Annotated in this window: 20 protein-coding genes; 6 read left to right on the top strand and 14 right to left on the bottom strand. The window is 71.8% G+C overall.

What is annotated here, in order from left to right; genetic code table 11:
* Position 1 precedes the first annotated feature (1 nt).
* The 8 genes from rodA to WMF28_RS11295 all read right to left on the bottom strand — a co-directional run bounded on the left by rodA (position 2) and on the right by WMF28_RS11295 (position 8,682).
* On the bottom strand, positions 2-1,138 hold the full coding sequence (gene rodA / locus WMF28_RS11330) for a rod shape-determining protein RodA (RefSeq protein ID WP_437602196.1): 1,137 nt from the start codon (positions 1,136-1,138) through the stop codon (positions 2-4).
* Positions 1,135-3,090: a penicillin-binding protein 2 gene (mrdA, locus tag WMF28_RS11325; protein ID WP_437602194.1), complete on the bottom strand. Its 1,956-nt coding sequence runs from the start codon at positions 3,088-3,090 to the stop codon at positions 1,135-1,137. The genes rodA and mrdA overlap by 4 nt, the downstream gene beginning before the upstream one ends.
* Positions 3,087-3,611: a hypothetical protein gene (locus tag WMF28_RS11320; protein ID WP_437489946.1), complete on the bottom strand. Its 525-nt coding sequence runs from the start codon at positions 3,609-3,611 to the stop codon at positions 3,087-3,089. Before WMF28_RS11320 ends, mrdA begins: the two co-directional genes overlap by 4 nt.
* Positions 3,612-3,615: 4 nt before the next feature.
* On the bottom strand, positions 3,616-4,473 hold the full coding sequence (gene mreC, locus WMF28_RS11315) for a rod shape-determining protein MreC (protein ID WP_437602193.1): 858 nt from the start codon (positions 4,471-4,473) through the stop codon (positions 3,616-3,618).
* A 141-nt stretch (positions 4,474-4,614) separates the two neighbouring features.
* On the bottom strand, positions 4,615-5,649 hold the full coding sequence (locus tag WMF28_RS11310) for a rod shape-determining protein (RefSeq protein ID WP_061608178.1): 1,035 nt from the start codon (positions 5,647-5,649) through the stop codon (positions 4,615-4,617).
* A 112-nt stretch (positions 5,650-5,761) separates the two neighbouring features.
* Positions 5,762-5,923, bottom strand: a complete 162-nt coding sequence (gene rpmG / locus WMF28_RS11305) for a 50S ribosomal protein L33 (RefSeq protein ID WP_437489944.1) — start codon at positions 5,921-5,923, stop codon at positions 5,762-5,764.
* A gap of 192 nt (positions 5,924-6,115) precedes the next feature.
* Entirely contained in the window at positions 6,116-7,051 is a 936-nt protein-coding gene (locus WMF28_RS11300; protein ID WP_437602192.1) for an RNA recognition motif domain-containing protein, read from the bottom strand.
* Between the two features lie 659 nt (positions 7,052-7,710).
* Positions 7,711-8,682 carry a prolipoprotein diacylglyceryl transferase gene (locus WMF28_RS11295; protein WP_437602191.1) on the bottom strand — a complete coding sequence of 324 codons (972 nt, stop codon included), beginning with the start codon at positions 8,680-8,682 and terminating at the stop codon, positions 7,711-7,713.
* 273 nt (positions 8,683-8,955) lie between these two features.
* Between WMF28_RS11295 and WMF28_RS11290 the strand changes: the two genes are divergently transcribed.
* From WMF28_RS11290 to carB, 5 genes are all read left to right on the top strand, one after another.
* Positions 8,956-9,504, top strand: a complete 549-nt coding sequence (locus tag WMF28_RS11290) for a MogA/MoaB family molybdenum cofactor biosynthesis protein (RefSeq protein WP_437602190.1) — start codon at positions 8,956-8,958, stop codon at positions 9,502-9,504.
* The gene (locus WMF28_RS11285; RefSeq protein WP_437602189.1) at positions 9,501-10,718 is read left to right on the top strand and encodes a molybdopterin molybdotransferase MoeA; all 1,218 of its coding nucleotides are present in this window, start codon (positions 9,501-9,503) and stop codon (positions 10,716-10,718) included. Before WMF28_RS11290 ends, WMF28_RS11285 begins: the two co-directional genes overlap by 4 nt.
* A 162-nt stretch (positions 10,719-10,880) precedes the next feature.
* Complete coding sequence (locus WMF28_RS11280; protein WP_437602188.1) at positions 10,881-12,599, top strand: carbamoyltransferase family protein; 1,719 nt, start codon at positions 10,881-10,883, stop codon at positions 12,597-12,599.
* 364 nt (positions 12,600-12,963) lie between these two features.
* Complete coding sequence (carA, locus tag WMF28_RS11275) at positions 12,964-14,127, top strand: glutamine-hydrolyzing carbamoyl-phosphate synthase small subunit (RefSeq protein ID WP_437602187.1); 1,164 nt, start codon at positions 12,964-12,966, stop codon at positions 14,125-14,127.
* 3 nt (positions 14,128-14,130) lie between these two features.
* Positions 14,131-17,403: a carbamoyl-phosphate synthase (glutamine-hydrolyzing) large subunit gene (carB, locus tag WMF28_RS11270; RefSeq protein ID WP_437602186.1), complete on the top strand. Its 3,273-nt coding sequence runs from the start codon at positions 14,131-14,133 to the stop codon at positions 17,401-17,403.
* A gap of 218 nt (positions 17,404-17,621) precedes the next feature.
* Here the strand turns inward: carB and WMF28_RS11265 are convergent, their stop codons facing one another.
* Both WMF28_RS11265 and WMF28_RS11260 read right to left on the bottom strand, forming a co-directional pair.
* Positions 17,622-18,740: a collagen-like protein gene (locus WMF28_RS11265; protein WP_437602185.1), complete on the bottom strand. Its 1,119-nt coding sequence runs from the start codon at positions 18,738-18,740 to the stop codon at positions 17,622-17,624.
* On the bottom strand, positions 18,737-18,952 hold the full coding sequence (locus tag WMF28_RS11260; protein WP_437602184.1) for a hypothetical protein: 216 nt from the start codon (positions 18,950-18,952) through the stop codon (positions 18,737-18,739). The genes WMF28_RS11265 and WMF28_RS11260 overlap by 4 nt, the downstream gene beginning before the upstream one ends.
* A gap of 537 nt (positions 18,953-19,489) precedes the next feature.
* Here WMF28_RS11260 and WMF28_RS11255 point away from each other — a divergent pair.
* Positions 19,490-19,777, top strand: a complete 288-nt coding sequence (locus WMF28_RS11255) for a TMEM165/GDT1 family protein (protein WP_437604242.1) — start codon at positions 19,490-19,492, stop codon at positions 19,775-19,777.
* A gap of 21 nt (positions 19,778-19,798) precedes the next feature.
* Here WMF28_RS11255 and WMF28_RS11250 read toward each other — a convergent pair whose 3' ends face one another.
* From WMF28_RS11250 to WMF28_RS11235, 4 genes are all read right to left on the bottom strand, one after another.
* On the bottom strand, positions 19,799-20,413 hold the full coding sequence (locus tag WMF28_RS11250) for an HMA2 domain-containing protein (protein WP_437602183.1): 615 nt from the start codon (positions 20,411-20,413) through the stop codon (positions 19,799-19,801).
* Positions 20,410-20,694, bottom strand: a complete 285-nt coding sequence (locus tag WMF28_RS11245; protein ID WP_437602182.1) for a hypothetical protein — start codon at positions 20,692-20,694, stop codon at positions 20,410-20,412. The genes WMF28_RS11250 and WMF28_RS11245 overlap by 4 nt, the downstream gene beginning before the upstream one ends.
* Entirely contained in the window at positions 20,691-23,858 is a 3,168-nt protein-coding gene (locus tag WMF28_RS11240; RefSeq protein WP_437602181.1) for a cation-translocating P-type ATPase, read from the bottom strand. Before WMF28_RS11240 ends, WMF28_RS11245 begins: the two co-directional genes overlap by 4 nt.
* Positions 23,859-23,972: 114 nt before the next feature.
* Positions 23,973-25,058, bottom strand: a complete 1,086-nt coding sequence (locus WMF28_RS11235) for a polyprenyl synthetase family protein (protein WP_437602180.1) — start codon at positions 25,056-25,058, stop codon at positions 23,973-23,975.
* Positions 25,059-25,277 lie beyond the last annotated feature (219 nt).

Raw genomic sequence — 25,277 nt, 5'->3', positions numbered from 1 at the left:
GTCACAGGCGATCGAGCGAGGCGACGCCGGAGTAGCGGCGCATCGACACGCTCATGAGCAGCGCGATCGCGACCATCACGGTGGTCACGCTCGATCCGCCGTACGAGAACAGGGGCAGCGTGACGCCGACGACCGGCAGCGCGCCCGACGTCATGCCGAGGTTGATGACCGCGTGCCAGAAGATGATCGCCGCGCAGCCGACGCCGAGCACCGCGCCGAAGCGGTCCTTCGCCATCGACGCGATGCGGATCCCCCACACGACCAGGAACGCATAGAGGCACACGAGGACCACGCTCCCGACGAACCCCCACTCCTCGGCGAAGACCGGGAACGGGAAGTCGGTGAACTGGTCCGGCAGGAAGAGGAACTGGTTCTGGGTGCCCCGAAGATACCCGTTGCCGAACAGCCCGCCGTTGCCGATCGCCACGCGCGAGTGGTGGGCGTGCCAGCCGCGGTGCAGGAGGTCCTCCTCGGGGTGGAGGAACACGAGGACGCGGGCGCGCTGGTAATCGAGCAGCACGTACTCCCAGAGGATCGGCACCGCGATGAGGATGGACACGACGAACAGCGCGGCGCTCCTCCACCGCACCCGCGTGAGCGCCGCGATCGTCAGGAAGACGAACACGAGGATGGTCGCCGTCCCGAGATCGGGCTGCTTGAGCACAAGGAGCGCAGGGACCGCGGTCAGCGTCGCCGGGATCGCGAGATCGCGGAGAGTGCGGCCCTCGTTGCGCGGGTCGTCGTGCAGGAACTTCGCCAGCGCGATGACCAGGAACACCTTCATGAACTCGCTGGGCTGGAAGCGGAACGCCCCGAACTCGATCCACCGCGCGGAGCCGCGCACGTCGCGCGCGAGCACGAAGACGAGCGCCAGCGAGAAGACGCCGAACGTGTAGAGAACGTAGCCGAGGCGCTCCAGGTGCCGGTAGTCGATCGCGATCAGGACGCCGCCGATGATGCCGCCCATGAACAGCCAGTAGACCTGGCTGATGTAGAGCTCCGCGCGCGAGCCGGAGTAGACGCTCGTCGCGCTGTAGAGGTTGACGACGCCGAGCACCGCGATCGACACCCCGGCGATGAAGAGCGGCCAGTCGAAATGGTCGCGATCACGAGCTGAGAGGGAATCGCCCCGGATCATGGCGTGCGCCCCGACGCGGCGGGCGTGCGGCCCGCGCTGCTCTTGCCCGCGCGCGGCCCCTCACTGGGGCCGCCGCGCCGCTCCTTCGCGAGCTCCTGGTACGCGCGGACGACCTCGAAGGCGACGGGCGCCGCGTGCTTGCCGCCGGCGCCGCCGTGCTCGACAAGCACGACCACGGCGACCTCGGGCGCGCGCGCCGGCGCGTAGCCGGCGAACCAGGCATGCTCGCGGTTGAAGTACCAGACCCGCTCGGCCTCGACGCCGCGCGTGAGCCGGTGCGAGACCTGCGCGGTCCCGGTCTTGCCCGCCATCTCGACGCCGGCGACGCGCGCCTTGAACGCCGTGCCGCCCTCCTCGTTCACACCGGCGACCATCGCCCGGTGCACGAGGGTGAGGTTCTCCGGCCGGATGTCGATCTGGCGGCGCACGCGCGGCGTGAACTCCTGGACGACCGTGCCGGCGCTCGTCTCGACGGCCCGCACGATCTGCGGCTGGTACAGCGTGCCGCCGTTCGCGAGCGCCGCGTACGCCAGCGCGAGCTGGAGCACGGAGACCGTCGTCGCGCCCTGGCCGATCGCCGCGTTCAGGCCGAACCCGAGCCGGTACTGGCCCTTGTTCCGGAGCGTCATCCACGCCCGAGTCGGCATCCTGCCGCCCGCCTCGGCGTTGATGCCGAGCCCCGTCCGCGCGCCGAGCCCGTAGCGCTGGCCCATCTCGGCGATGACGTCCATGCCGACGCCGTACTCCGCCGCGAGCCGGTAGAAGAAGACGTTGCACGACTCGGCGATGGCCTTCTGCATCGCGACCGGCCCGTGCACGTGCGTGCACCGGAAGGTGCGCTTGCCGAACGTGAGCGCGCCCCGGCACCGCGAGGACTGCCGGGGATCGATGAGCCCCTTCTCGAGCGCCGCCAGCGCGGTGAACGGCTTGAAGGTCGAGCCGGGCGGGTACGCCCCGGAGAGCGTCTTGTCGAGGGCGGGCTTCAGCGGATCGGAGTAGAGCCGCCGGAAGGCGTCGCGGATGACCTGCTTGCCCGAGCCGCCCGACAGCGCGTTCGGGTTGTAGCCGGGCTTCGAGTAGAGCCCGAGGATCCTGCCGGTGCGCACATCGATGACCGCGACGCCGCCGGCGAGCGCCCCGCGCATCGCCTTGTCGATCGCCTTCTGGATGTCGGCGTCGAGCGTCAGCCGGAGGTCGCGCCCGGGGATCGGGTCGACCCGCCGCGGCTCCTCGATGATCCCCTCGCCGCCCGCCCGGCGCCGCCCCTTGGCGTCGACGAGCACCTTCTCCCAGCCGCGCGTGCCGCGGAGGTAGCTCTCCCATGCGCGCTCGATCCCGGTGACGCCGATGCGGTCGCCCTCGATGTAGCCGACGCTCCGGAGCGACGCGAGCCGCTCGGCGTCCACCTCGGCCATGTAGCCGAGGACGTGCGAGCCGACCTCCTCGTACGGGTAGTAGCGCACCGGGACCGGCACCACGTCGACCCCCGGCAGCTCGGCGTCATGCGTCGCCAGGATCGCCACGGCGTCGCGCGAGATGTCCTCCTTCAGCAGGATCTGCTGGTTCTTGCGCGGGCCCTCGTCGGCGCGGATCGAGGTGATGAGCGCCTCGAGCCGCGCGCGCTCGTCGATCCCGACGCCGAGGTACTCGACGATCTTCGGCCAGGTCGTCTCCATGTCGAGGCGCCGCGGGACGACGTACACGTTGTACGAGGGCCGGCTCGCCGCGAGCACCTTGCCGTTCTTGTCCCGGATGATGCCGCGCGTGGTCGCGAGCGTCACCCGCCGCACGATGTTCTCGCGGGCGATGGCCATGTTCTCGTCGGCCTCGAGGACCTGGAGGTAGAACAGGCGCCCGATGAGCAGCATGAAGCCGACCATCATGCCGAGCGCGATCCACCGGAAGCGCCGGCGGAACTCGCTCACGTCGGAGCGCTGGACGAGGAGGCTCACCGCGGGCTCTCCCCCGGCCGCGGGACGTTGATCGTCGCCTGGTGCACGCGCTCGGCCAGCGCGAAGACGAACGGCGCGAAGAGCGCCGTCGAGACCGCGTGCGGCGCCACGAGCAAGGCGAGCGCGCGGGGGCGCGCCGCGTCGCCTCCGAAGATGGCGGTGAGGATCACGATGAGCACCCCCTCGACGAGGCCGAAGACGAAGGCCAGCGCGATCTTCGTGAGGAGCGTCTGCGCGGCGAGCCGCACGCCGGCCGCCCGCGACACGACGAAGGTCGCCACGGTGATGAAGGTGAACAGGCCGACCGGCGCGCCGGTGAAGAGATCGAGCAGGTAGCCGAGCAGGAAGGCGAGCGCGGCGCCCCGCGCCATCGAGTACTCGTGCACCCCCATGAACACGACGAGCGGAAGGAGCAGGCTCGGCGTGGAGCCGGGGATGTTCAGCTTGCCGATGAGCCGGAACAGGTTCGACTGAACGATCAGCAGGGCGGCGCCCATCGCCAGGAACGCGGAGTTTCTCATCGCGTCACCTCCGCTGCGCCTGCGGCGGCGCCTCCTCCGGAGGCGTCGTCGTCACGATGAGCACCTCCTCCAGCCGGGAGAAATCGACGGCCGGGGCGACGTAGACCTGCTGGTAGATGCCGAAATCGCGGCGGATGACCTGCGTCACGGTCCCGACCGGGATCCCCTTCGGAAAGCGCCGGCCGACGCCGCTGGTCACGAGGAGGTCGCCGACCTCGATCTCGTCGGTGCGCTGCACATACTCCACGCTGCAGGAGTACTTGCTCTCGTCGCCCGTGCCGCGGACGAAGCCGCGCGCGCCGGTCCGCTCGACGACCACATCGACGCCGCTGCCCCCGTCGACGACGAGCCGCACGTCGACCGTGTCGCCGGCGCTCTTCAGCGTCGTGCCGACCACGCCGTCCGCGGAGAGGACCGGCAGGTTGGAGCCGATGTCCCGCGCCTCGCGATCGAGGGTGACGCGCACCACGCGGAAGAAATCGTTGGTGCTCTTGCCGACGACCTGGGCGCTCACCACGTCGGTGCGGAGGCTCTGGCGCAGATCGAGCAGCCTGCGCAGGCGCCGGTTCTCCTCCTCGAGCGCCTCGAGCTTCCGCACCCGCTCGCGGAGGCGGGCGATCTGCGAGGCCTGCCTGGCGTTGTCCTCCTTGACGTCGACCAGGTAGATGTAGTCGCCCCAGAGGTTCGAGAGGCCGCGCGCCAGGGTCGCGGCCGCGTACTGGATCGGCGCCGCGAGGCCGATGATGATCCGGTCGGCCCCCGTGTTGTGCTTGGGGTCGCGCATGCTGGCGCGCAGGAACCAGAACGGCACCGCGAGCGCCAGCAGCACGATCACGAAGTCGCGGTAGCGTTTCAGGTTCACCGTGGCTCCCGGACCCAGGTAGTACGGGACGACCCGCGAGGCCACCCCTGTCGTCGCCGCGCGGCGCCCGCCCCCGCGAGGCGCGCGCCGCAGCAGCAGAGCCCCGCCGGCAAGCTCACGGGCGGAGCACGAGACCAGTCGTCAGCTGATCGTGACCTCTTTCAAGAGCTCGAGGTGATCCAGCGCCTTGCCGCTGCCGAGCACCACGGCGCTGATCGGGTCGTCGCACACCATCACGGGCAGCCCCGTCTCCTCGCGGAGGAGCACGTCGAGGTTCTTGAGGAGCGAGCCGCCGCCGGTGAGCACGATGCCCTTGTCGACGATGTCGGCGGCGAGCTCCGGCGGCGTGCGCTCCAGCGCGATGAGCACGGCGTCCACGATGGCGTTCGTCGGCTCGCTCAGCGAGTCGCGGATCTCGTCCGAGTTGACGACGACCGTCTTGGGGATGCCCGCGACCATGTCGCGCCCCTTGACCTCCATCGTGAGCTGCTGCTCGAGCGGGTACGCGTTGCCGACCGTGATCTTGATGCGCTCCGCGGTCTGCTCGCCGATGGCCATGTTGTACTTGCGCTTCATGTAGGCCATGATCGACTCGTCCATCTTGTCGCCGCCGACGCGAACGCTCTGCGAGTAGACGATGCCGGCGAGGGAGATGACGGCGACCTCGGTCGTGCCGCCGCCGATGTCGACGACCATGTTGCCGCTGGGCTCGGTGATCGGCAGCCCGGCGCCGATCGCCGCCGCCATCGGCTCCTCGATCAGGTAGACCTCGCGCGCGCCGGCGCCCTCGGCGCTCTCCTTCACCGCCCGCTTCTCGACCTCGGTGATCCCGAAGGGGACGCAGATGATGATGCGCGGCTTGACGAGCGTGCGGCGGGTGTGCGCGCGCGCGATGAAGTACCGGAGCATCGCCTCGGTGATCTCGAAGTCGGCGATGACGCCGTCGCGCAGCGGTCTCACCGCCTGGATGTTGCCCGGGGTGCGCCCGAGCATCTCCTTCGCCTCGCGGCCGACGGCGAGCACCTTCTTGCCGCCGCGAGCATCGCGCTGGACGGCGACCACCGAGGGCTCGCATGAGACGATCCCCTTGCCCTTCACGTAGATGAGGGTGGTGGCGGTGCCGAGATCGATCGCGAGATCGTTCGAGAACAGGCCGAAGAGCCAGTCGAAGATCATCGCTTCGCCCTAGAAATGGACAAGGTTAAGCCGAGCACCGCGAGGGCGCAGGAGCCAGACCCGAGGCCCGAAAGAGCGGGCCCGGCGGCAGCAGCCAGCAGTGCAGCGGGGCCTAGCCCTTCGAGATCTTGCCTTCTTTGTGCTCGGTGTGCTTGCGCTCGGTGGGGCAAAACTTCTTGATGACGAACTTCTCCGTCATCGTCCGCTTGTTCTTCGTCGTGTGGTAGTTCGCGCGGCCGCAGGTACCGCACGTCAGCTTGATGATGTCGCGCATCGGAGATCTCCGAAGACAGGGCCGATCTGTTTCACAGACGGCCCTGGTTGAACCTAGGCGCGGGCAGCACGGGAGCGCTGGCACCGCAACCGGCAGGGGACCAGTGGACGTGAGCGGGCTCAGCGACGCCCGACCGCCCGTCTGGAGGGCGCCTACCCTACGAGAAATGGTGCAGTTGTCAACCGGGAGAGCTCATTCGTCGTCCCAGTCGTCACCCGTGCGGCCGCGATCCCAGTTCTTGTTGTTGCTGCGACGGCCGGCACCGCCGGCGGCACCGCCACCAGCACCGGGAGGGCCGTCGCCGTCGTGTGCGCCGCGCCGCCGGCGATCGTCGAACGTCTTGCGCGCAGGAGGCGGAGGCGCGCCGCCGCCAGGGCCGCCCGCGAAGCCGCCGCCGCCACCACCGCCGCCGCCGCCGGGGAAGCCACCGCCGCCGCCGGGGAAGCCACCGCCGCCGCCACCGCCGGGGAAGCCGCCGCCGCCGAAGCCGCCGGGGCGCTGCTCGCGCTCGGGGCGCTCGCCCTTCGGATGAGCGAGGTTGACGACGAGGCGCCGGCCACGCACGTCCACACCGCGCAGCGCATCGATCGCCCCCCGCGCCGCCTCGGCGCTGGCCATCGTTACGAAGCCGAACCCGCGCTTGCGACCATCAGGGTCCATGGGCAGGTGGACCCGCACCACCGGCCCCGCGCCCGTCGAGCCGATCAGCCCCTCGACCTCCTCGACGCTCGCGTCATAGGGGAGATTGCCGACGTAGAGGGTCCGATCGGGCGCTCCGGCCGGCCCGAGGCCCGCACCGCCGCCGCCGAGACCACCACCGACGCCCGGGCCGCCGCCGGGGCCCATCGGGCGCCCCTCGCGCCGCGGGGGCTCGGCCTGGAAGGGGCGGACCGAGATGGACTTGCCGCCCTGAAAGGACCCGTCGAGCGACTCGCGCGCGGCGTTGGCTTCGCCGGTTGTCGAGAGCGTGACGAAGCCGAAGCCGCGCGGACGACCTGTCGCACGATCTTTCGGAAGACTGACCTCGACGACGTTGCCGCCGGTGGCCTCGAAGAGCTGCCGCAAAACGTCTTCGGTGATGGAGTCGGGCAAGCCCGCCACGAACAACTTACGCGAATCTTCAGCCATTGTAGAAAAACCTGGGGTTGGCCCCTGCGTTCCCTCTTATTTGGTCCACTCGCTCCGTGATCGATGTCGATGATGCGGAGCGTTTCGCGAGCGCGCCTCGATCGACCCCGCCTTCGGCGGAAGGGGCAACCGAGCTCAATCGAGCGAAGGTCGGCGGGCCGACCCTCTGGTGCAAACTCCACCCCACGATATCTAGCGCCCCTGGCGCGTCAAGGGACCCGCCACGGGCGAGCGAGCCAAAAGCAGGCCCGTAAGGAGCGGTCCCGGGCCCCCCCAACGCCAGAGGCACAGCTCCGGCGGACCGGGCAGCCGCGCCGCCCACCCCCCGTCACCGGCGGGCGGCGCCGGACATCAGCGTCGGGAAGAGCAGCGCTCGGGAGGGCCACGTCGCCCAGGGCTGGCCGCATCATGAGGGGATCGCGCGATCTCGTTCTGTCCGACACGACCGGACGACGGCGCGCAAGTAGTTGAAATACAATGAATTTTTGCGGTACAGCGAGACGCGTGGGCCCCGATGCGCCTTTCCAGGAAGCCAAGGGCCGCCTGGACGACGGGCCCTGCGAGGGCGCCATTCGCCGCCTCTGCTGCAGCATGGAAGCGCCGGAGGAAGGGTTCGACAGCCGGGGCGCACGAGGGCCGCAGGGCGCGGCTCGGGGGGATTACCGATTGACCCGGGCGCGCGACGCCCGGGGCTCCTCGGTTTCGTCGCCCTCATCGTCCCCTTCGTCGTCGTCGGACGCGTCATCGTCCGCGACGCGCGGAGCGCCGTTGAGCGGGCCCACCCCGGCGCTCGACGGCTCGCCGCGCGCCGCCATGCGCAGGAAATAGATGCCCACCGCGAGCAGACCGAAGCAGGCCCACTGCGCGGGGGTGAGGCCGCCGTAGCGCGGATCGCCGCCGACGAGCGTGCCCTCCCGCTCGCGCAGAAAGTCGAGCCCGAACCGCACCGGCGCGTACGCGGTGCACATGATCCCGATGTAGAACCCGAGAGGACGATGGGGATTCCGGCGCCAGAGCACCGCGAACGCGATCGCGAGGGGGATCGTGAGCAGGCACTCGTAGAGGCCGAGATCGAACCGGCCGACGTGACCGCTCCCGAGCGGGTATTGGACCGCGAACCACGCGTCGGAGAGGCGGCCCGGGTGATCGTGGACCGACGCGCAGCCGGCGCGCCCGAAGACCCACGCGAGCGGGAACGCGCTGCTGACGACCTCGCAGTAAGGCAGGATCTTCTCGCGGCGATAAAAGCGCCAGGAGGCGGCGCCGATCAGCGCGCCGGTGAAGCCGCCGAAGCTCGACAGGCCGTCCCAGAGCGCGAAGAGGTAGAGAGGATCGCGGGCGACCCGCTGCGGGTGATAGAAGATCGCATCGAAGACGTGCCCGCCGATGAAGCCGGCCGCCACGACCCAGAAGATGAACTCGCTCATCTTCTTCTCGTCCAGCTTCCGCTCGCGCGCGTGCCGCGTGGCGACCACGGCGCCGATGTAGACGCCGAGCGCCACAAGCGTGCCGAACGGCTTGATCGACGGCGGCTTCGCCGGATCGATGAGCTGGCCCACGAGCGGGATGTGCTCGAGGAACGACAGCGGGATCTCGGGGAGATCGATGTAAGGGATCAGGGGGCCGGACACGCCGCTCCCCCTAGCGCAGCGGCGATGCGAAAGCCATCCGCCGTCAACGACACCGGAGCGACACAGGGCAACGGCGCGCGCGCGGCGTCGACGACTCGACGACCGATGGCCGACGACGCGCGCTCCGCGCGGCGCCGGCGGACGGGGGCTCGAGGGCCGCCCGCGCTCGGGCGGCCGCGGCGTTCGCGGGCAGGCCCCCCGAGATGACCACGATGACCACGCCGGCGTCATCAAGAGTTCGCCATTCGCCAGGGAGAGGCGTAAATCTGCCGCATGAGCCGCTCCCCCGTGCGCGTCGCCACGCTGACGCTCAGTGACACCCGCACCCTCGACGACGACGAGGGCGGACAGCTCCTCGGCGAGCTCCTCGAGAAGGCCGGCTTCGCCGTGACGTCCCACGCCGTCGTCCGCGAGGAGCCGGAGCTGCTGCGAGCGGCGATCGAGCAGATCGCAAGCGCAGGTGCGGCCGACGCGATCGTCACGACGGGCGGGACCGGGATCGCGCCGCGCGACCGGACCGTCGAGGCGCTCGCGCCGCTCTTCGAGAAGACGCTCGACGGCTTCGGCGAGGCGTTCCGGCGCCTGAGCTGGGACGCCATCGGGCCGAACGCGATCCTGTCGCGCGCCGCCGCGGGCGTCGCGCGAGGGCTCGTGGTGATCGCGCTCCCGGGCAGCCCGAAGGCGGTGGAGCTCGCCGTCACGCAGCTCATCGGCCCTGTCCTCGCGCACGCGGTCGCGCTCGCGTCGGGCAAGGGCGGCCATCACCACCGGCACACGCAGCACACAAAAGACAGCACCCAGGACAAGGAGCAGCGCGGATGATCCCCTTCGAAGAGGCGCTCGCGCGGCTGCTCTCGGCCGCGGTCCCGGTCGGCCCGGAGCGGGTGCCGCTCGACGACGCGGCCGGGCGCGTGCTCGCCGAGGACATCGCGGCGGCCGACGCGATGCCCGCCTTCGATTACAGCGCGATGGACGGCTACGCCGTCGCATTGGCCGACCTCACGGGCGGCGGGCCCTTCAGGCTCCCCGTGCGCGGCGAGAGCGCTGCCGGCCGGCCGCTGCCATCGCTCCAGCCGGGCACGGCGTGCCGGATCTTCACGGGCGCGCGGCTGCCGCCCGGCTCGGACGCGATCGTGCCGCAGGAGGACGCAGAGCGGAGCGGCGACGAGATCACCCTGAAGGAGGCGCCGCGCGCCGGCGCCTGGGTGCGACGCCGGGGCGCGGACCTCGCGGAGGGCGCCGTCGCGCTGCGCAGCGGAGCGCGCCTCACGCCGGGGAAGGTGGCGCTCGCGGCGGCGCTCGATCGACCGAGCGTCCTCGTCGCGCGCCGCCCCGTGGTCACGTTGCTGTGCTCCGGCGACGAGCTGCGCGGGCCCGGCTCGCCCGGCCCCGCCGGCACGGTCGCGGAGTCGAACAGCTACTTCATCGCCGCGACCGCGCGCGCAGCGGGCGCGGCGGTCCGCGTCGCGCCCTTCGTCCCCGACGACGCGGCGCGCGCCGCCGAGGCGGTGTCGACGGCGCTGCGCGGGTCGGACCTTGTGGTGACCGTCGGGGGCGTGAGCGTCGGCGACCACGACGTGGTCCGCCCCGCCCTCGAGGCCGCGGGCGTGACGCTCGACTTCTGGCGCGTCGCCATCAAGCCGGGGAAGCCGCTCGCCGTGGGGCGCGCCGAGCTCTCGCGGAGCGGCGTCGTGCACGTGATCGGCCTGCCGGGCAACCCGGCCTCCGCCTCGCTCACCTTCGTCCTCTTCGGCGTGCCGCTCCTGCGCGCGCTCCAGGGCGACGCCGCGCCGCTGCCGCCCCGCGTGATCGTCCGCGCGGCCGGCGCGCTGCGGCGCCAGCCCGGGCGCGCCGAGTTCCTCCGCGCCCGCCTCGAGATCTCGAGCGGCGAGCTCGTCGCGCGCATCGCCGCGAACCAGGCCTCGGGCGCGGTCACGAGCTTCGCCGAGGCCGAGGCGCTCGTCCTCGTGCCGGCCGATCAGGAGCGCATCGACGAGGGCGATCGCCTCGAGGCCATCCGCCTCGCCGAGATCTGATCGCGCGCGCCGTGCGAATGCGTGTTCGCATGGCGGCGCGCGACCGCGTCGCGTTGGCCAGCGGCGGCCGGTTTTGCCTACGATCCCGTGCTTTTTTGTCGCGCCCCCGCGCGGCGAGCGCGCCTTGACCCTCGCGCAGGGGCGCCGGAAGATGGCTGAAACATGCTCATCCTCGGGATCAACGCCTATCACGGTGACGCGTCGGCCGCGCTGCTCGTCGACGGACAGCTCGTCGCGGCGGCGGAGGAGGAGCGGTTCAGCAGGATCAAGCACTGCGCGGGCTTCCCGCGGCTCGCGGTCGAGTACTGCCTCAGCGCCGCCGGCGCGCGGGTCGAGGACATCGATCACATCGCGATCGGGCGCGACACGCGGGCGCACCTCGGCGACAAGCTGCTCTACGCGCTGACGCGGCGCTCGCCGGCCGGGCTCCTCAAGGGCTCGCTCAGCGCGAGCGACCCGAAGGTGCACCTCGGCGCCGCGCTCGGCATCGACCCGAAGCGCATCCGCGCCGAGCCGCACAACGTCGAGCACCACCGCGCGCACCTCGCCTCCGCGTTCTTCCCCTCGGGCTTCGACGAGGCGGCCGTCGTGTCGATCGACGGCTTCGGCGACTTCGTGAGCACGATGTGGGCGCGCGGCCGCGGCAACAAGCTGGAGATCCTCCGGCGCGTCGGCTTCCCCCACTCGCTCGGGCTGTTCTACTCGGGCCTGACGCAGTACCTCGGCTTCCCGAAGTTCGGCGACGAGTACAAGGTCATGGGGCTCGCGGCCTACGGTCAGCCGGAGCTGCTCGACAAGCTCCGGCAGGTGGTGCGCATCAAGGACGGGGCCTTCGAGCTCGGGCTCGAGTACTTCCAGCACCACACGAAGGGCATCTCCATGACCTGGGAGGGCGAGCCCCGCTACGGCGCCATCCACTCCGAGCGCCTGATCGATCTGCTCGGCCCCGCGCGCAGCCCGAAGAGCCAGGTGGAGGACCGCTTCAAGGCGGTCGCCGCCTCGGCGCAGGCGGTGTTCGAGGAGGTCTACTTCGAGCTGCTCGCGACGGCGAAGCACCTCACCGGCTCGCCGCGCCTCGCCCTCGCGGGCGGCTGCGCGTTCAACAGCGTGGCCGCCGGGAAGATCCGGCCGAAGGGGCTGTTCGACGACGTCTTCATCCAGCCCGCGGCCGGCGACGCGGGCACGTCGTTCGGGGCGGCGCTCTACGTCCACCACCACAAGCTCGGCAACCCGCGCGCCTTCCACCAGACGCACAGCTACTTCGGCCCGGCCTTCTCGCAGGAGGCGATCGAGGAGGTGCTCCGCAAGGAGCAGGTCGCGTTCGAGACGCTCCCCGACGAGGACCTGATCCCCCGCGTCGCCAGGGCGATCAGCGAGGGCAAGGTGGTCGGCTGGTTCCAGGGGCGGATGGAGTACGGCCCCCGCGCGCTCGGCAACCGCAGCATCCTCTGCGACCCGCGGCGGCCGGACATGAAGGACGTCATGAACGAGCGGATCAAGCGCCGCGAGATGTTCCGCCCGTTCGCGCCGGCGCTCCCGCTGGAGCGCGTGGGCGACTACTTCGAGCAGACCTCGCCGGACCCGTTCATGGTCAAGGTCTACAAGCTCAAGCCCGAGCGCCGCGCCGAGATCCCCGCCGTGATGCACGTCGACGGCACGGGCCGCCCGCAGACGGTCACCGCCCAGGAGAACCCGCGCTACCACGCGCTCCTCCTCGAGTTCGGCCGGCTGACCGGCACGCCGGTCCTCCTGAACACCTCGTTCAACGCGAGCGAGCCCATCGTTTGCACCCCGAAGGAGGCGCTCGACTGCTTCGTCCGGACGAGGATGGATGTGCTCGTCCTCGAGCGGGCCTACGTCGAGCGCGCGCAGGCCCCCTAGGCGGGGGCGCGCAGCCCGGCGGTTCACGAAGAGCGGCGAAAAGCGCTCAGGAAACGGCCGGGGAGCCTCAGGCGAAAGTTCCTGGTTGACGTGGAGCGAGGGGACGGCAAATGGGCGTTCCCGGCATGTGGAAGAACGGGACGCCGGGCGTCATGCCCACCTCGATGGAATGCCGGAGCTGGAGGCTCCGGCGACCGGAGGTGCTTGGACGCCCAGCCTCGAGCATGATGCCGGCCCGCCGCGCGGAACGCGCGCGGACCTGGTACCCCATGGGCCCACGGCGCGGCACGCGCTCGCGGCCCCTCCTGCGTAAGGGTCCGCGCCGCGGCGGCCCAGGCGGTCAAAGAGGATGGATGCGAATCGGATGAAGCTCGTACTCGAAGACGGCACGACCATGACGGGCCGGTGCTTCGGCGCCCCGCGCGCGGTGAGCGGCGAGGTCGTCTTCAACACCGGCATGACGGGGTACGTCGAGACGCTCACGGATCCCTCGTACAGAGGCCAAATCCTCGCGATCACGTACCCGCTCGTGGGCAACTACGGCGTGCCCGCGCCGCGGCAGGCAGGCAGCGTCGACGGGCCCTACGAGGCCGACCGGATCCAGCTGCAGGGGCTCGTGGTCCAGAGCTACGTGGAGCGCTACAGCCACCAGGCCGCGGTCCGCTCCCTCGGCGCCTGGCTCGCGAGCGAGGGCATCCCGGCGATCACGGGGATCGACACGCGCACGCTGACGCGGCGGCTCCGGGAGGCCGGCACCATGAAGGGCTGGCTGTTCCCGGCCGAGATGGACCTGGAGCGAGTGAAGCGCTCGGCCGAGGCCGTGGACATGCGCGACGTGTTCCGCCTCGTGGTGCCCCGCGAGCCGATCACGTACGAGGGCGGTCCCATGAAGGTGCTCCTCATCGACGCGGGCGCGAAGGACAACATCGTCCGCTCGCTCCTCCAGCGCGGGGTCACCGTCGTCCGCGCCCCCTACCACGCGAACATCGCCGAGCTCGCCGAGCGCGCCGACGGCATCCTCATCGGCAACGGACCCGGCGACCCGAAGGACCTCGGCCAGCTGGTCGCCGCGGTGCGCGGCCTGCTCGACACGTACACGAAGCCGATCTTCGGCATCTGCCTCGGCAACCAGATCCTGGCGCTGGCCGCCGGCGGGGACACCTACAAGCTGCCGTACGGCCACCGCGGCGTGAACCAGCCGGTGCAGGACCTCCTGAGCCGCCGCTGCTACGTCACGAGCCAGAACCACGGGTACGCGGTGAAGCACGAGTCGCTCCCCGCCGAGTGGGAGCCCTGGTTCGTCAACATCAACGACGGCACGAACGAGGGCATCCGCTCGCGGCTGCGCCCCTTCTTCAGCGTCCAGTTCCACCCCGAGGCGACGCCCGGGCCAGAGGACGCGGGCTACCTGTTCGACGACTTCCTGCGCCTCTGCGGCGCGATGAAGGGGTCCGCCGACGCGCGATTCAAAGCCGCAGGGACCGCCGGCGCGGATCCCCGCCCCACCCCCACCGCAGGAAAGAGCTGAGCCATGTACGGCGCCTACCTCCCCAAGAAACCCCGGCGCGTCCTCGTGCTCGGCTCCGGCGCGCTGCAGATCGGTCAGGCCGGCGAGTTCGACTACTCGGGGTCGCAGGCGATCAAGGCCCTCAAGGAAGAGGGGATCGCCACCGTCCTCGTGAACCCGAACATCGCCACCATCCAGACGAGCGAGGGGCTCGCCGACCGTATCCACCTCTGCGCGGTCACCCCGGAGTTCGTCGAGCGGATCATCGTCAAGGAGGAGGTCGACGCGATCGCCCTCTCCTTCGGCGGACAGACGGCGCTCAACTGCGGGCTCGAGCTCCACGACACCGGGATCCTCGACAAGTACGGCGTGCGGGTGCTCGGCACGCCGATCAAGTCCATCCGCGACACCGAGGACCGGCGGCTCTTCATCGATCGCCTCGACGAGATCGGCGTGAAGACGGCCCGGAGCCGCGCCTGCCGCACGCCGGCCGAGGCCGCGGCCGCGGCGCGCGAGATCGGGTTCCCGGTCATGCTCCGCGGCGGCTACGCGCTCGGGGGCAAGGGCAGCGGCATCGTCGAGAGCGAGCGTGACCTCGATGACGCCGTGCGGCGCGGCTTCGCCGGCGGCGTGCCCCAGGTGCTCGTCGAGGAGTGTCTCCGCGGCTGGAAGGAGATCGAATACGAGGTCGTCCGCGACGGACGCGACAACTGCATCACCGTCTGCAACATGGAGAACCTCGATCCGATGGGGATCCATACCGGGGAGTCGATCGTCGTCGCCCCGTCGCAGACGCTGAACGACGAGGAGTACCAGCTCCTCCGCTCGGTCGCGCTGAAGACGATCCGCCACCTCGGGATCGTCGGCGAGTGCAACATCCAGTATGCGCTCGACCCGCACAGCACCGATTACCGGGTCATCGAGGTGAACGCGCGCCTCTCCCGGTCGAGCGCGCTCGCCAGCAAGGCGACGGGTTACCCGCTCGCCTACGTCGCCGCGAAGATCGCCATCGGCTACACGATGCCGGAGATCGCCAACGCGATCACCCGCAGGACGACAGCGTTCTTCGAGCCGGCGCTCGATTACCTCGTCTGCAAGGCCCCGCGCTGGGATCTCGGCAAGTTCCGCGGCGCCTCGATGCGGATCGGCAGCGAGATGAAGAGCGTCGGCGAGGTCATGGCCATCGGCAGGACGTTCCCCGAGGTCATCCAGAAGGCGCTCCGGATGCTCGACATCGGGGTGAAGGGGCTCGACCCCGAGGCGTTCACCTTCACGGACCTCCGCGACGAGCTGCAGAACGCGACCCCGCTCCGGATCTTCGCGGTCGCCCGCGCGCTGCAGGAGGGGATGTCGGTCGACGAGATCCACGATCTCACCAAGATCGACCGGTGGTTCCTGCACCAGATCGAGCCCGTCGTGCGGATGCACAAGGACCTCAGGGCGCTCAAGGTCCCCGTCCCGGCGCAGGCCGACAGGACCGCGCCCGTGCAGGAGCCCGCGATCGACGAGGCGATCCTGCGGGACGCGAAGCAGCTCGGCTTCAGCGACCGGATGATCGGCACGCTGACGGGCGCCGCGCGCGGCTCGATCCGTGAGCTCAGGAAGCGGCACGGGGTCGTGCCGCACCTCGCCCAGATCGACACGCTCGCGGCCGAGTTCCCCGCCGAGACGAACTACCTCTATTCGAGCTATCACGCGTCGGCCACGGACGTAGCGCCGTCCTGGCGGAAGAAGATCATGGTGCTCGGCTCCGGCGCGTATCGCATCGGATCGAGCGTCGAGTTCGACTGGTGCTGCGTCAACGCGATCCGCGCGGCCTCGGAGCTCGGCTACGAGACCATGATGCTGAACTACAACCCGGAGACGGTCAGCACCGACTACGACACGTGCGACAAGCTGGTCTTCGACGAGATCAGCTTCGAGACGGTGCTCGACATCTACGAGCGGGAGCAGCCGTACGGCATCGTGGTCAGCATGGGCGGGCAGGTCCCGAACAACCTGGCGCTCCGGCTGCACGAGGCGGGGGTGCGCATCCTCGGCACGAGCCCGGGGAGCATCGACACCGCCGAGAACCGGAAGAAATTCAGCGATCTGCTCGACCGGCTGGAGATCGATCAGCCGCGCTGGGCCCACGTCGTCGACGCGGCCGAGGCGGGCGAGATCGTGAAGAAGCTCGGCGGCTTCCCCGTCCTCGTGCGCCCGAGCTACGTGCTGAGCGGCGCGGCCATGAGCGTGGCGCACGAGCCCAACGAGCTCGATCGCATCCTCGCCCGGGCCAAGGCCGTCTCGCCCATCTACCCCGTGGTGGTCTCGAAGTTCGAGACCCACGCCCGCGAGGTGGAGATCGACGCGGTCGCCGACCGGGGGGAGCTCGTCCTCTGGGCGATCAGCGAGCACGTCGAGAACGCCGGCGTCCACAGCGGCGACGCGACGCTCGTGCTGCCCCCGCAGTCGCTCTACATCGCGACGATCCGCAGGATCAAGCAGATCGCCCAGCAGGTGGCGCGGTCGCTCTCGATCACCGGGCCGTTCAACATGCAGTTCCTGGCCAAGCACAACACGGTGAAGGTCATCGAGTGCAACCTGCGCGCGTCGCGGAGCTTCCCGTTCGTGTCCAAGGTGACGGGGAACAACTTCGTCCGCGAGGCGATGCGCCGGATGCTCGGCGTGTCGCAGCCGGTCGAGAACCGCGGGCTCGACCTCGATTACGTCGCCGTGAAGGCGCCGATGTTCTCGTTCTCGCGCCTCGTGGGGGCCGATCCGATGCTCGGCGTGGAGATGGCGAGCACCGGCGAGGTCGGCTGCTTCGGGGACGACATGCACGAGGCGCTCCTGCACGCGCTGCTCGCGACCGGCTTCCGGTTCCCCAAGAAGGGCGTCTTGCTGTCGCTCGGCCCGCTCGAGGACAAGTACTGGTTCGCGGACGAGGCGCGCGTCATCGCCGAGCACCTGAAGCTCCCCATCTTCGCGACGCCGGGCACGGCCGAGGCGCTCCGGGCGCTCGGGCTCGCGTGCACGAGCCTCGCGAAGAAGCCGGACGAGGGGGAGACGGCGATGAGCGCAATCGAGCAGGGGAAGGTGGATCTCGTGATCAACATCCCCCGCGAGTACGACCAGCTCGGGCGCCCGGACGGGTACCTGATCCGGCGGCGGGCGGTCGACGCGAACATCCCGCTCATCACGGATCTCCAGCTCGCGCGCGCGGTCATCGGGGCGATGCGCGCGAAGGACATCAAGGATCTGCGGACGCTCGCCTACGACGAGTACATCGCGCGGAGCCCGGTGGCGCTGCGCTGACGGGCTCTTGCCGAGATGCCCGGCCCGGTGAGCCCCTGTTCGTCCCGCGGCGCGGGGGCTCACCGGGCCTCCCGTTTTCTGGAGCTCCTCGATATGGCTGGCTCCGAGGCTCGCCGGGCTCACCACTCCGGAGCTCCTCGATACGGCGGGCTCTGAAGCGCCTCGATCCTATCGTTGTCGCGGACTCAAGGGCGAGGTCGAGCGCGAGAGACTCGCCCTCAGTCGTTCGTGACGATGAACCAGCCGTTCAGCATGCTGCCGGCGGTCGTCGAGCGCGATCCAAGGATCGTGGTCCCCTCATTGCGGAGGCACATGCCGATATTCCACGACCCCTCGGGCAGCACGGTCGTGCCAGAGACAGAGTAGGTTGTGGGGGTCGGCGTGAAATAGTGGAACGCAAAGCGGTTTCCGAGGAAGTTGACGATCTCGCCGGTGCCGTCACGCCCCTGGTAGCAGAGGCCGACCGGGGTGACGAACGGAGCGCTGGACGGCCCCAGCCCGAGTATCGCAGAGGCCGATCCGGTCACACGCTGGCTGCCGGTGATGGTCACCGACCCCGCAGGACCGACGAAGACATACGCGGCGCTGCCGCCATCAAAAGAGGGGGCAACATTGCCCGCGAGCGTGAACGTCGCGAGCACACCCGACGGACCGACCGGCCCCTGCGGGCCCTCCGGCCCGGGAGGCCCCTGGGGGCCCTCAGGACCCCTGTCGCCAGATAGACCCGCCGGGCCCATCGGCCCATCGGGCCCAGGAGGGCCCGGCGGCCCCGGGGGACCCGCAGGACCCATCTCGCCAGGCAGACCCGCTGGACCCTGGGACCCAGGAGGCCCCGGCGGCCCCGCGATCCCGCTCGGGTTGCCGACCCAGTTGCCGCTCTCGTCGATGATGACCTTGTCACCGATCTTCACCAGCTTCGGCGTGATCTCACCAACAGCATTGTTCGCGACCATCGCGTACGGAACGCTCCCGATCGGCGTGCGAGGCTCCATCTCCCGATCGTTCGCGACCGTGACTCCAAGGTAGCGGACCGAGCCGTCGAAGACCTTCGCGGCCTGCGCCTCGGTGAACTCGAGCACCGTGGAGAAATAGCCGTCATCGAAGGAGATCGAGAGCGTCTCGCTCCAGACAGGTGAATCGTCGTCCTCGGGCGCCTCGGCACCGTAGACGGCGAACGTCACAAGGAGCGCGTCATTGACCGGCTCTCCGTTCGCCGTGAAGAGCCGACCCTGGTGCGTGATCTGCGTCGGCACCGCGGCGGACGCGCCGCGCACGACGCCGACCGAGGCGGCGAGGAGGACACAAATCGCGAGGACACGCCGTCCCATCCCGTTCATGGCAAGCTCCCGTTCGCCCCAGCCAGCCCGCCCTGCATGCGGTAGCTCGGCGAGGTCGTCTTTCCCTGATTCTGGGTCGGCTGACCGAGCGTGAAGACCATGCGGTAGCTCGGACTGCTCACGACCTTGCCCGCGCTGACCACATCGCTCGCAGCGACACCCTGGTCCGCGACCTCGGTCCCCCCCTCCCCGCCCCCGCCGTTCGAAGCCACCTGCGGGCCAGCTCCCGCGCCACCAGCGCCCCCAAACCCCCCGCCGCCAGACCCAGGCCCGGTCACCGTCACATCATCGCTGCCGCAGCTGCAGCCGGGAGACAGGGCGAGCGATGCAATAAACAGGCCAATCCATACAGAAAATTGCCATCGCGCCATCAACGTGTTCCCCTCTGCTTCCGGGGCTTACGATCCGGAACAGAAGGGTACGCGCGAGGCCACCAAGGTTCAATCGAATCCCGAGCCATCGTGAGACATCGCCGCTTTACGTCGGGGTCGACGGAGGCGCCACGAGCACGACAGCGCGCCGAAACGCTCACGTCGCAAGAAGATGTCCGAGGCGAGGTGCGCTACGAGAAACATTCGCTCTCCGGCGGAATGCTCTCGCCCCCTCCTGAATCCGCTCCTCTGCGTTCGCGCCGCGCAGCCGGTCCAGCCGAGAGCCCGCTCACCCCGCGCGCCGCTCAGCCCGCCGACTGCGCTCCGGCGCTGTACGACGGAGGAGACTTCGCGGAGGGAGCGTGCTTTATCTTGGCCATGGATCTGAAAGTCCTTCTGGCGACCTTCTGGACGGTGTTCCTGGCCGAGCTCGGCGACAAGACGCAGATCGCGGTCTTCACGCTCGGCGCCGCCGGCAAGAGCCGCATATCGGTGTTCATCGGCGCGTCCGCCGCCCTGGTGCTTAGCACGCTGATCGCCGTCGCGCTGGCCGAGGCGGTCAACTCGCGCATCAACCCGCGCTGGACTCAAGGGCTCGCCGGCGCCCTGCTCATCGTGATGGGCGGCATCTACCTGGTCGGCGCGCTCCGACCGGCCGCGGGATAGCCCGCGGCGCGCTCCGCGCCGCTACAGCTCGCCACGGGGCGGGTCCGCGCCGCCTGGCCGGTCGCCCGCGCCGGCCGGGGAGCAGGGCGCCCCGCCGGCGGCGGTGCGCAGCTCCTCTGATACCGCCCCAGGGTTGAACGTCATGAACGACCGGAGCGACCACCAGAGCAGGTTGAACCAGGCCGGCGCAGGCAGCCGGCGCGTCACGCCGACCTCGGCGAGGCCCGCCGTCGCGAAGAAGACCGGCAAGAGCGTGCCGAGATCCGCGCGGTAGTCCATGGCCTCACGCACATCCGCGTTGATCCCGACGACGGCGTGCGCGACGGCGCGCGCGACGCGCGTCGGGCCAGGGTGGCCCTCGGGCCGCGGCGCGACGAGCAGGTGGCCGTCGTCGGCGCGCGCCTCGCCGACCAGCTCGGCGAGCCGGGCGCGGAGCCGCTCCGGATCGAGACCGCCCTCGAGGCGCTCGATGATCACCGAGCCCGTGGCCGGACGGACCGTCACGACCTCGCAGCCAGGATCGGCCGCGAGCTGCGCCGCGACGCTCTCGCACGCGCGACGATGGCCGGACAGCGCCGGCGCGCGCAGGCGGACGCGCCGCTCCAGGACGTGGACGACGAGCACCGGCGGCCTCATGACGACGGCTCGCCGTGGAGCACCGAGGCGCCGTTGCTCCTGCGCGGAGCGCGCTCGCCGCGCACTGCGCCCCCGGCCTTGTGCCGGACGCGCTCCGTGACCTCGGCCCAGAGATCCTCGGCGTGCTCCCGCTGGCGCTCGACCAAGGCGAGGCCCAGCCTGCCCAGGTGGAGCCCGAGCGCCGCGATCTCGACGACCACCGGCCGGAGATGCTGCTTCTTGCCCATCAGGAGGACGGCGCTGCCGACCCCCAGGGCGAACGACGGTGGATGAAACCTCATGATACCCTATTCCCCTTGCGCGGACAGGCGGCGCGCGCGGCGCTCACGTCCTCGTCCGCGCGCTCGATGTTGACGACGTCGACGGTGTTGTCCGGGTTGACGATCACGATCTCGCGGCCGGCGCCCGCAGCGCGCCCGAGAGAGCCGCGGAGCAGCGAGGGCAGCGCGCCCGCGAGCACGGCGAGCGCGAGCTCGCCGGCGCGGAGGCGCGGCGCCCCGAGCACCCGGCCGAGGGTGCGGGAGCCGAGCGCGAGCGCCTGGAGCGCGGAGGTCGCGGCGAGCGCGCGCGCCACGTGCGGGTTGTCCTGGCGCGGCAGGGGCCCCGGAGCCTCCTCCGCGGCGCCGGCGCGGCAGGCGAGGATGTGGAGCAGCTGCGCGGTCACGAGCGCGGTGAACGCCCTCGACCCCGCAGCCGCGCGGCCGCCGAGCGCGTAGGCAGCGAGCGACGCCCCGGACATCAAGGCCGCGTCGAGGCCCAGCGCGCGGAGGTCGCGCGGGCCGAGCAGCGGCGCGGCAGGGTCGCGCGGGGGGCGCCGCATGACGCCGGGCTCGGCCGGCTCCAGCGCGAGCGCGAGCGCGGGCGCGACGTCGGTGAGCAGGTTGATCCAGAGGAGCTGCAGGGGCGTGAGCGGCGAGACGCCGGCCAGGGCGCCGGCCAGCATCGCGAGGACCTCGCTCGCGTTCGTGGCGACGAAGTACGCGATCGCGCGGCGGACGTTGTCGTGCAGCCGCCGCCCCTCGCAGACCGCCTCGGTGAGGCTCGGCAGGTCGTCCTCGGCGAGGACCACGTCGGCCACCGCCCGCGCGATGTCCGTGCCGCGCTTGCCCATGGCCACGCCGACGTCCGCCGCCTTGAGCGCGGGGCCGTCGTTCACACCGTCGCCCGTCATGGCCACGATCTCGCCGCGCTGCTGGAGCGCGCGCACGATGTCGAGCTTGGCCTCGGGCGTGACCCGGCTGTGCACGGCGTCGTCCGGAATGCCGAGCTCGACGCCGATCGCGCGCGCGGTCCGCTCCTGATCGCCCGTGAGCATCAGGGTGCGGATGCCCGCGTCGGAGAGGGTCGCGAGCGCCTCCCGCGCGCCGGCGCGCGCCGGGTCGCGGAGCCCGACGAGGCCGGCGAGCTCGAGCGGGGCGTCGTTGTCCGGCCGGCCGTTCCGCCGCCACGCGAGGGCGAGCACGCGCAGCCCGCGCGAGGCCATCGCGTCGTTCTGCCGGAGCACCTCGTCGCGGCCGGCGCCGCGCGGGGCGTCGCAGCGCGCGACGACCTGCTCGGGCGCGCCCTTCACGAGCTCGATGTGCCCGAGCTCCGGGTGGTCGTGGACCGTCACCATGAACGCGCGCTCGGCCGAGCGGCGCTCCTCGCTCACGCGCCGCGCGGCGACGCGCCGCGACGACACGGGATAGCCGGCCGCGAGCGCGAACTCGACGAGCGCGCGCTCGGTGCCGCTGCCGTAGACGACCTTGCCGACGTCGCTCAGCTCGACGTCGGCGTTCAGCGCGGCGATGCGCGCGAGCGCGTGCACGCACGGGGCGCTCGAGGCGACCTCGCGCCCGTCCTCGCCGACGAGCGTGAGCCCGCGCGGCGACCCCGAGCCGCCGCCGCGCTCGTCACGCGCGGCGCGGGCGACCCGCAGGACGCCCTCGCCGGGGAGGAAGATCTCGGCGACCCGCATGCGGTTCTCGGTGAGCGTGCCGGTCTTGTCGGCGCAGACGACGCTCACGGCGCCGAGCGTCTCTGCCGCGGCGAGGCGGCGGATGACGATACCGCGGCCGCGCAGGCGGCGGCTGGCGAGAGCGAGCGCGGTGGTGCCCACGGCGGGGAACCCCTCGGGGATGGCCGCGACACCGAGGGCGACGGCGCTCCGCGCGAGCACGCGGAGAGGCCGACGCCGCGCGAGGCCGACGACCACCACCGCCGAGGAGCTCGCGAGCGCGAAGGCCGCGAGGCGCCGGCCGATCCAGGCGAGCTCCCGCTCGATCGGCGGGGTGCGCTCGCCCTCGCGGGAGAGCGCCCGCTGGATGTCCCCGAGCGCGGTCCGCCCGCCCGTCGCGACGACCACCGCCGTCCCCTCGCCCGAGGCGACCGTGGTGCCCGCGTACACCATGCCCCGGCGCTCGGCGAGCGGGGCGCCGGCGTCGACCTTCGCGGGACCCTTGTCGACGGGCTCGCTCTCGCCCGTCAGCGTGCTCTCGTCCACGGCGAGCTCGCGCGACGCGACGACGCGCGCGTCCGCCGCGACCGGCTCGTCGGCGCGCAGCGCGAGCACGTCGCCCGGCACGATCTCCGACGCGGCGAGCCGCTGCTCGCGCCCGTCGCGCACGACGCGCGCCCACCCGACCCTGAGGTCGCCCCAGGCGTGCAGGAGCTCCTCGGCGCGCGACTCGGTGTACGTGCCGATCGCAGCGTTCGCGCCGACGACGAGGAGGACGGCGCCCGCGTCGACCACATCCCCAAGCGCGAGCGACAGGCCCGCCGCGCCGAGGAGCAGCGCGGTTGGTACTGTAAAAATCTGCTCAGCGAGGATCTCGATCGACGAGCGGCTCGCGACTCCCGCGAGCTCGTTCGGACCGACGTCGCGGAGGCGGCGCTGCGCCTCGTCGGCGCCGAGCCCCGCGGTCGGCTCGACGTCGAGCGCGCGGGCGACCTCGCCCACGTCCTCGGCGTGGGCCCGGTGGGGAGCGGCGGCGCCCTCGCCGTCTCGCTCGGCCGGCGCGCGCCCGCTGCGACGATCGCGTCCGGCCGGCGCGCCCTCGCGGCGCACGCGACGGTACGCTCCGCGGACGAGCGAGCTCACCCCCTCGGCCACGGCCAGCGCGGCGCGGCGCGCGGACGGCGGCGGCGGGGCGCCAACGACGGCGTGGGCGGCGAGCGCGGCGGCGGACGCCTCGGCCGCGTCTTCCCGCACGAGCACGAGCACCCGCCCGGTCCGCGCGCTCGCCCGCGCGGACACGACGCCGGGGACCGCGGCGAGGTCGCGCTCGATGCGCGCGGCGCGCGCAGGATCCCCGAAGAGGCCGTCCACCTCGGCGCGCACCCGCGCGATCCCGGCGCGCCCGTGCAGATCGCGCCCAGGCGAGCGGCGGAGCCGCCGCGCGCTGCCGCCGCCGCGTCCCCTGCCCGCGCCGGTAAGATCGATCCAGCCCGTGCCCGAACGCCCCATGATCCTCTCCGCGCTGGGATCGAGACCTCTTCAAAGGTCGAGCCAGCGCCGGTGTGCGAGCCGGCCACATCGCCCGGCCGGGCCGGCGCGGCGGCGCGCAGGCCGCGCGCGGCTTCAGCCGAAGCTCCGCTTGAGCTGCTCGATCTCGCGCTCGATCTCGACGACCGCCGGCGCGCCCCCGACCGCGGCCCGGAGCGTGGCCAGGGCGCCGCCGACGTGGCCCGCGACGTGGATCCGGCCGGTCGCCTCGACCCGCTCGCGGAGCGTCGAGGCGACGCTCCGGAGGGCGCGCTCGTCCGCGGCCAGGGCGAGCCGCTGCTGCGCGTCGGCGAAGGTCGCGGGATCGGCGCTCTCGGCGAGCCACGCCCAGGGCCAGGTCGCGCGGCGGTGGCGCAGGTCCTCGAGCCCCTTCTCGGCGCGGGCCGCGGAGGTGATGCCGCCGAGGTCGTCAAGCATCTGCAGGCCCACGCCGATCTCGCGGCAGCACCGCGCGATGCGCCGCGCGAGCAGCTCCCTCGCGCCCGCAGCGCGGGCCCCGAGGTAGCCGCAGAAGCCCATCAGGCTGCCCGTCTTCAGGCGCGTGATGGTCGCCACCACCCGGGGCACGAGCGGCTGCTCCAGCGCCGCGACGCGCACGGTGAGATCGAGCGCCTGCCCCTCGTGGCAGCGCAAGAGGGTGCGGCCGAGGCGGCGGTAGAGCGCGAGCCGGGTCGCGGCGCCGAAGCGCGTGCGGCCGAGCAGGTCGAACGCCCAGAAATACATCCAGTTGCCCGTGTTGATGGCGAGCGGCACCCCGCACACGCGGTGGAGCGCCGGCGCGCCGCGCCGCGCGGCGGAGTCGTCCTGAACGTCGTCGACGATCAGCGAGCCGGCGTGGAGGATCTCCACGAGCAGCGGCAGCTCGTCGGGCATCCGCGCGGCGTCGCCGCCGCCGAGCGCCCAGCTGAGCGCCACGAGCCGGGCGCGGAAGTCCTTGCCGGGGCGCTGCAAGAAGCCCCGCGCCGGCCCGACCAGCGCCTCGCCCCACAGCTCCTCGGGCAGCGCCGCGGGGAGCGCGCCGAGCGCCCGCTGCAAGGCGCGGGTCAGGGGCGGCTCGCGCGACGCATCTCCCCGCGTGGGGCCGTTCACCTGTCGCTCCCCGTCCGGATCTTCGTCGCGCTGGTGGGTTGCAGGAGGAGGGCTCGACCGCGGCTCGCTCATGGATTCATTGCTATATGGCAGACCGGGTGACACGGAGCCGCGCCCGCCTCGCGCGGAGCACCGCGTGCGTTCCGATGACGACGCGCGCACAGCATCCGTCGCCCGGGCGACGAGCGCCAAGAGGAGACGGAGATCCCCCGGAGGCCATGGCCGTGGACGGCGGGGGGACCGCCCGGTGATCGATCGTCGAGGCGGCCCCCTCACGCCTCCGGCGTGGAG

The organism is Sorangium sp. So ce590, assembly GCF_051521365.1.
Lineage (GTDB): Bacteria > Myxococcota_A > Polyangia > Polyangiales > Polyangiaceae > Sorangium.
This window is presented reverse-complemented; position numbering and strand designations above follow the sequence as displayed.